Genomic DNA, 6630 nt, shown 5'->3' on the forward strand with positions numbered 1-6630 from the left:
CGCCCACAGTCACCGTCCCTCACCCGACCCGTTCCGTCCCCCCGAGCCTCGCACAGCCCTCGCTCCACACTTTCACGCCGAGCCCCACGACAGCCGGTGAGCCCCGGCCCTCAAGGCGCCGCCACGGCCTCACATCCCCGGGGCCACCAGCCGGTACCCCACGCCCCGTACCGTCTCGATCAGCGCGGGCATCCGCAGCTTCGCGCGCAGGGACGCCACATGCACCTCCAGCGTGCGGCCCGTGCCCTCCCAGCTGGTGCGCCAGACCTCGCTGATGATCTGCTCGCGCCGGAAGACCACCCCGGGCCGCTGGGCGAGCAGCGCGAGGAGGTCGAACTCCTTGCGGGTGAGCTGGACGACCGTACCGTCCACGGTGACCTGACGGGTCGGCAGTTCGATGCGTACCGCGCCCAGGACCAGCGCCGTGTCCGCTCCGCCGGGCGCGTCCTCGTGGACGGTGCGCCGGCTGACGGCGTGGATGCGGGCGAGGAGCTCCCCCGTGTCGTACGGCTTGACCACGTAGTCGTCGGCACCGAGGTTCAGCCCGTGGATGCGGGAGCGGACGTCGGAGCGCGCGGTGACCATGATCACCGGTGTGCTGGTGCGCTTGCGGATCTTGCCGCAGACCTCGTAACCGTCCTGGTCGGGCAGGCCGAGGTCGAGGAGGACGACCCCGAAGCCGTTGCCCTCGGGGACGAGCGCCTGAAGTGCCTCCTCGCCGCTGCGGGCATGCGTGACGTCGAAACCGTGCCGGGCGAGCACCGCGGACAGCGCGGCGGCCACGTGGTTGTCGTCCTCGACGAGGAGAAGTCTCACCCCGGCCCCCTTTTATCCTTCGGACGTACTATCTGTAGAGATAGTGAACAGGTACAAATGTGCGAACGCACGCGCGCGTGCGCACCGTGCAGTCATGCTGATGGATGAGGACGGCGTCAAGAGCGTTCCGGTTGCGCCGGGCTTCCGTTACCCGGCCGATACGCACACCGGATGCGCACTGGTGACAAGTGCTACGACACGTGTCCGATTGCTATCCGATCGTGATGCTCAGATTCCCCTCAAGACTAATGACGCTGGTCGCGTGGGGTCACTACTGTCCTCCGAAACCGAGGAGGACGGAGCCAGAGAGCGATGACCGAAGTATCGGTGGCCAAGGAAGACGTGGCCGCGACCGGCGAGCTGGTCGTCCTGAAGAGCGTCAACAAGCACTTCGGCGCGTTGCACGTGCTCCAGGACATCGACCTGACGATCGCCCGCGGCGAGGTCGTCGTGGTCATCGGACCCTCCGGGTCCGGGAAGTCCACGCTGTGCCGCACCATCAACCGCCTGGAGACGATCGACACGGGTTCGATCGTCATCGACGGCAAGCCACTGCCCCAGGAGGGCAAGGAACTGGCCCGGCTGCGCGCCGACGTCGGCATGGTCTTCCAGTCCTTCAACCTCTTCGCGCACAAGACCGTGCTCGAGAACGTGATGCTGGGCCAGATCAAGGTCCGCAAGGCCGACAAGAAGAAGGCCGAGGACAAGGCGCGCGCCCTGCTCGACCGGGTCGGCGTCGCCACCCAGGCGGACAAGTACCCCGCCCAGCTGTCCGGCGGTCAGCAGCAGCGCGTCGCCATCGCCCGGGCCCTGGCGATGGACCCCAAGGTCATGCTCTTCGACGAGCCCACGTCGGCGCTCGACCCCGAGATGATCAACGAGGTGCTGGAGGTCATGCAGCAGCTCGCCCGCGACGGCATGACAATGATCGTCGTCACGCACGAGATGGGTTTCGCACGATCGGCCGCAAACCGCGTGGTGTTCATGGCCGACGGACGGATCGTCGAAGAGGCTGCGCCCGACCAGTTCTTCAGCAACCCGCGCAGCGACCGCGCCAAGGACTTCCTGTCGAAGATCCTGCACCACTGACGTGCCACCCGGATCGACCACCGACGGCTCTCCTGTCTTCACCACCCAAAGGATGTTCACCATGAAGCTCCGTAAGGTCACCGCCGCCTCGGCCGCCGTTCTCGCCCTCGCCCTGTCGGCGACCGCCTGCGGCGGCGACAGCAAGGACGACAGCTCCGGCTCGGGTTCCGGCGGCGACAAGATCAAGATCGGTATCAAGTACGACCAGCCCGGCCTGGGCCTGAAGAAGCCCGACGGTTCCTTCTCCGGCTTCGACGTGGACGTGGCGACGTACGTGGCCAAGCAGCTCGGCTACAAGCCCGACCAGATCGAGTTCGTCGAGACCAAGAGCGCCGACCGTGAGAACGCGCTCTCCCGCGGCGACGTGAAGATGATCGCGGCCACCTACTCGATCACCGACGAGCGCAAGCAGAAGGTCGACTTCGCCGGCCCGTACCTGCTGGCCCACCAGGACCTGCTGGTCAAGAAGGACTCCAAGATCAGCGAGGCCACGGACCTCAACGGCGAGAAGCTGTGCTCCGTGACCGGCTCGACCTCGGCCCAGAACGTCAAGGACGACTTCGCCCCGAAGGCCCAGCTGAAGCAGTACGGCGGCTACTCGGAGTGCATCGCCGGCCTCCAGAGCGGTGCCGTCGACGCGGTGACCACGGACGACTCGATCCTCGCGGGCTTCGCCTCCCAGGACAAGTACAAGGGCCAGTTCAAGCTCGCCGGCCTCAAGCTGAGCAACGAGAACTACGGCATCGGCGTGAAGAAGGGCGACACGGCGACCCTGAACAAGATCAACGCTGCCCTGGAGAAGATGGTCAGCGACGGCTCCTGGCAGAAGGCGGTCGACGCGAACTTCGGCCCGGCCGGCTACAAGAACGAGCCCGCCCCGAAGGTCGGCGTCATCGTCAAGTAGTACCCAGGGCCAAGCAGCTGTGGCCGGCCGCTCCGCCGCGCCCCGAAAGGGCGCGGGGAACGGCGCGACCGGCCACGGCGAACCCGGAGATGCCACGTTGAGGTGTGGCGGCGTAACCAGCGCAGCGCCCCCGCGCCCGTCCACGTACGCCACCCACACGCCACACACCCGGAAGCGCGGGAGATCGTGTTCGACTTTCTAGAAGGTTACGACGTCCTCGGGGCGTTCTGGATGACGGTGAAACTCACCGCCCTGTCCGCCGTCGGCTCCCTGATCTGGGGCACCCTGCTGGCCGCGATGCGGGTCAGCCCGGTCCCGTTGATGCGAGGCTTCGGCACCGCCTACGTGAACATCGTCCGGAACATCCCCCTGACGGTCATCATCGTCTTCACCTCGCTCGGCCTCGCCGACATCTTCGGGGTGACGATGGGCGCGGCCGACAACTTCGACGTCCAGGGCTTCCGGCTGGCGGTACTCGGTTTCGTCGCCTACACGGCGGCGTTCGTCTGCGAGGCGATCCGCTCCGGCATCAACACGGTGCCGCTCGGCCAGGCCGAGGCGGCCCGCGCGATCGGGCTCAACTTCAGCCAGACCCTGCGTCTCATCGTGCTCCCGCAGGCTTTCCGCGCGGTCATCAACCCACTGGCCAACGTGCTGATCGCGCTGACCAAGAACACCACGGTCGCGGCCGCGATCGGCGTGGCCGAGGCCGCGCTCCTGATGAAGGAAATGATCGAGAACGAGGCCCAGACGCTCGCCATCGGCGCGGTCTTCGCATTCGGCTTCGTGGTACTGACCCTGCCGACCGGCCTGCTCCTCGGCTGGCTCGCCAAGCGACTGGCGGTGAAGCGATGAGCTCGGTCCTCTACGACACTCCGGGACCCCGCGCCAAACGGCGCAACCTCCTCCTGTCGGTCGTCTTCACCCTTCTCCTCGCCCTCGCGCTGTGGTGGGTGTGGCTGAAGATGGACGACAAGAACCAGCTGGAGTGGAACCTCTGGCAGCCGTTCGTCACCAGCGAGGCCTGGACGACGTACCTCATCCCCGGCCTCGGCAACACCCTCAAGGCCGCGGCGATCGCCATGGTGATCGCCCTTCCGCTGGGCGCGGTCTTCGGCATCGCCCGCATGTCCGACCACGCCTGGGTACGGGGCACGGCCGGCACGGTGGTCGAGTTCTTCCGGGCCATCCCGGTGCTGCTGCTGATGCTGTTCGCCAACGAGTTCTACGTCCGTTCCACGGACATCTCCAGCGAGCAGCGCCCCCTGTACGCGGTCGTCACCGGCCTGGTCCTCTACAACGCGTCGGTGCTCGCCGAGGTCGTGCGGGCCGGCATCCTCTCGCTGCCCAAGGGGCAGACGGAGGCGGCCTACGCGATCGGTCTGCGCAAGGGCCAGACGATGACCAGCATCCTGCTCCCGCAGGCGGTCACCGCGATGCTGCCGGCGATCGTCAGCCAGCTGGTCGTCATCGTGAAGGACACCGCGCTGGGCGGCGTGATGCTCGGCTTCGCGGAGCTCCTCAACTCGCGCCAGACGCTGGCCGCCAACTACGCCAACGTCATCCCCAGCTTCATCGTCGTCGCGATCATCTACATCGTCCTGAACTTCCTCCTCACCAGCTTCGCGGGCTGGCTGGAGCAGCGGCTGCGGCGCAGCAAGAAGAGCACGGGTGCGGTGCTGGGCGAGGACACGGAGGTCAACCCGGCGGCGGTGGGCGGCACCTACGGGACCGGAGAGAACACCGGCGGTGGCGGCGGATTCTGATAGTCGGTCAAGTGGTATGAACCACACGTGAGAACGACACGGAGGCAGTGGCATGATCGCCACTGCCTCCGTCACTTGACGCAAGCACCGGCAATGGGTTGCATACGTTCTGTGATCGTGCACCCTGCTCCAACCTCCTGTTCACATACGTTCCCCGGGACTCCTCCGCGGGCAGGGGGCGCCTCGTCGTGGACCCGGTGATCATCGTCGGAGCGGGGCCCGTCGGGCTCACGCTCGCCCTGGCGCTGGCGCGTCAGGAGGTCCCCTCCGTGGTCCTCGACGAGGGCCCGGGCAAGGACGAACCCCGGCTGGCCCGTACCGCCGTACTGCACGAGGACACCGCCGCCCTGATGGCCCGGCTGACCGGGGTGCCGGTCACCGAGCTGGGGGTGCACTGGGCCGGATGGCGGTCGATGCGCCGCAAGCAGGTGATGCGCGAGGTCGATTTCGAGGAGGCCGGGGAGGCCCCCCTGCACCTCGCCCAGCACGTCCTGACCGGCGCCCTCCGGGCCGCCCTCGCCGGAGAGCGGCTGGTCAGGCTCAGCCCGGACAGCCGTCTCGACACCATCGAGCAGGAGCCCGCGGGCGTCACCGCCCACACCCGCGGCCCCAAGGGCACGTGGTGGCGCGGGAGTTACCTGGTCGGCTGCGACGGCACGCGCTCCACCGTGCGCAAGCTCCAGGACATCCGCTTCCCGGGCCGTACGGCCGTGGAACGCCACGCCGTCGCCGCCCTGCGCGCGGAACTCCCCTGGGAGGACCGGGCGTTGCTCCACCGCATGCCGCCGTGGCGGACATCGGGGCCCTCGGCCGGGGAGATCACCGCCCGTCCCCTCCCCGAGGGCGTGTGGCGCCTGGACTGGCTGCTCCCGCCGGGCAAGGACCTGGTCACGCCCGAACTCCTGGTGACCCGCGTCCGCGAGACCCTCGCGGGCTGGACGGACGGCCCGACACCGCCGTACGACCTCCTCGACACCGGAGTGCACACGGTGCACCACCGGCTGGCCCGCCGTTGGCGCGCCGGCCGGGTCTTCCTCGCCGGGGACGCGGCGCACTGCCTCGGGGCGCTCGGCACGCAGGGGCTGGACGAGGGCCTCCGGGACGCCGACAACCTCGCCTGGAAGCTGGCCCTGGCCTGGCACCACGGCCCGCACGAGGCGCTTCTCGACAGCTACCAGACCGAGCGGCGCGCGGTCGTCGCCGGTCGGCTGCGCGCCGCCGACCAGGCGCTCCCGGTGCTGCGCGGCGGTGGGGGCCTGCGCTCGGTGGTGCCCGGCTCGGGCCGCGGCCACGATGCCCTGCTCACGGACGGCCACCTCGGGCGCGGCCCGCTCGGCGCGCCGGGAACCTACGCCGACTCACCCCTCGCACCCCGGCAGCTCGAAGGAGAGGCACCCGTCGACACGCTCCCGGGGTCACCGGTCACGGACGTCCGGGTCACCGCCGAGGACGGCACCTTCGTACGACTGCGCGAACGCCTCGGCCGAGGGGCCCTGCTCGTCGTCCTGGTCGCGCCGGGCACCGGGGTGTGGGAGCGCAAGCACTGGGTGACCGCCGGCATCATGCCCCGCCTGGCGGCGGCGGTGAGCGCGCTGCCGCACTCCGCCGAGCTCCTGGTCGCCGAGGAGTACCCGGGCGCGGCCCCGCACACGGTCCTTCTCGTACGCCCCGACGGCCACCTCGTCACGGCGCTGAGCGGGGTCCGCCCGGCCGACCTGTACTCGGCGGCCGAGACGGCGCTGGGCGGGCCACCTGCGAAGACCGAGGCGAACGCGGGGGCCGGTTCGCGTTGACGTGCTCACTGTCACTGTGCGTCCACATAGTGACAGTGAGTTGAAACGTCCGTCGGCGCCATGGTGTACTCCGGATCGTGACCGACACCTGTGTGCGCCTGTGGCGGAGGGTCCATATGGACCTCGTCCGCTATGCGGGCTGCGTGTGTCGCCCGTCCTGCTGAATTCGCCTTCCCCTCCACCGCGTGCCGCGCCCGTGCGACGGCACGCTCTCGCGAACTCTCTCAGGACGGTACCCGTGTCTGTCTCCTCCGCCCTCCCC

General features: G+C 69.0%; 7 protein-coding genes. 6 read left to right on the forward strand and 1 reads right to left on the reverse strand.

Translation table 11 applies throughout. The features are described from left to right. Positions 1-129 precede the first annotated feature (129 nt). On the reverse strand, positions 130-816 hold the full coding sequence (locus tag EHS43_RS33395) for a response regulator transcription factor (RefSeq protein WP_125194399.1): 687 nt from the start codon (positions 814-816) through the stop codon (positions 130-132). Positions 817-1128: 312 nt separating this feature from the next. Between EHS43_RS33395 and EHS43_RS33400 the strand changes: the two genes are divergently transcribed. The 6 genes from EHS43_RS33400 to EHS43_RS49030 all read left to right on the forward strand — a co-directional run bounded on the left by EHS43_RS33400 (position 1129) and on the right by EHS43_RS49030 (position 6532). Beyond that, positions 1129-1905, forward strand: a complete 777-nt coding sequence (locus EHS43_RS33400) for an amino acid ABC transporter ATP-binding protein (RefSeq protein ID WP_125194400.1) — start codon at positions 1129-1131, stop codon at positions 1903-1905. A gap of 61 nt (positions 1906-1966) precedes the next feature. Beyond that, a complete protein-coding gene (locus EHS43_RS33405) occupies positions 1967-2809 on the forward strand; it encodes a glutamate ABC transporter substrate-binding protein (protein WP_125194401.1) in 843 nt (280 codons plus the stop codon). A gap of 186 nt (positions 2810-2995) precedes the next feature. Further along, positions 2996-3664, forward strand: a complete 669-nt coding sequence (locus EHS43_RS33410) for an amino acid ABC transporter permease (RefSeq protein ID WP_125194402.1) — start codon at positions 2996-2998, stop codon at positions 3662-3664. Continuing rightward, the gene (locus EHS43_RS33415) at positions 3661-4575 is read left to right on the forward strand and encodes an amino acid ABC transporter permease (protein WP_125194403.1); all 915 of its coding nucleotides are present in this window, start codon (positions 3661-3663) and stop codon (positions 4573-4575) included. Before EHS43_RS33410 ends, EHS43_RS33415 begins: the two co-directional genes overlap by 4 nt. Before the next feature lie 188 nt (positions 4576-4763). Continuing rightward, entirely contained in the window at positions 4764-6368 is a 1605-nt protein-coding gene (locus EHS43_RS33420) for an FAD-dependent monooxygenase (RefSeq protein WP_125194404.1), read from the forward strand. A gap of 116 nt (positions 6369-6484) precedes the next feature. After that, on the forward strand, positions 6485-6532 hold the full coding sequence (locus EHS43_RS49030) for a hypothetical protein (protein WP_309506048.1): 48 nt from the start codon (positions 6485-6487) through the stop codon (positions 6530-6532). Positions 6533-6630 lie beyond the last annotated feature (98 nt).

The sequence above is a fragment of the Streptomyces sp. RP5T genome (genome assembly GCF_003933965.1).
In the GTDB taxonomy this organism is placed as follows: Bacteria; Actinomycetota; Actinomycetes; order Streptomycetales; family Streptomycetaceae; genus Streptomyces.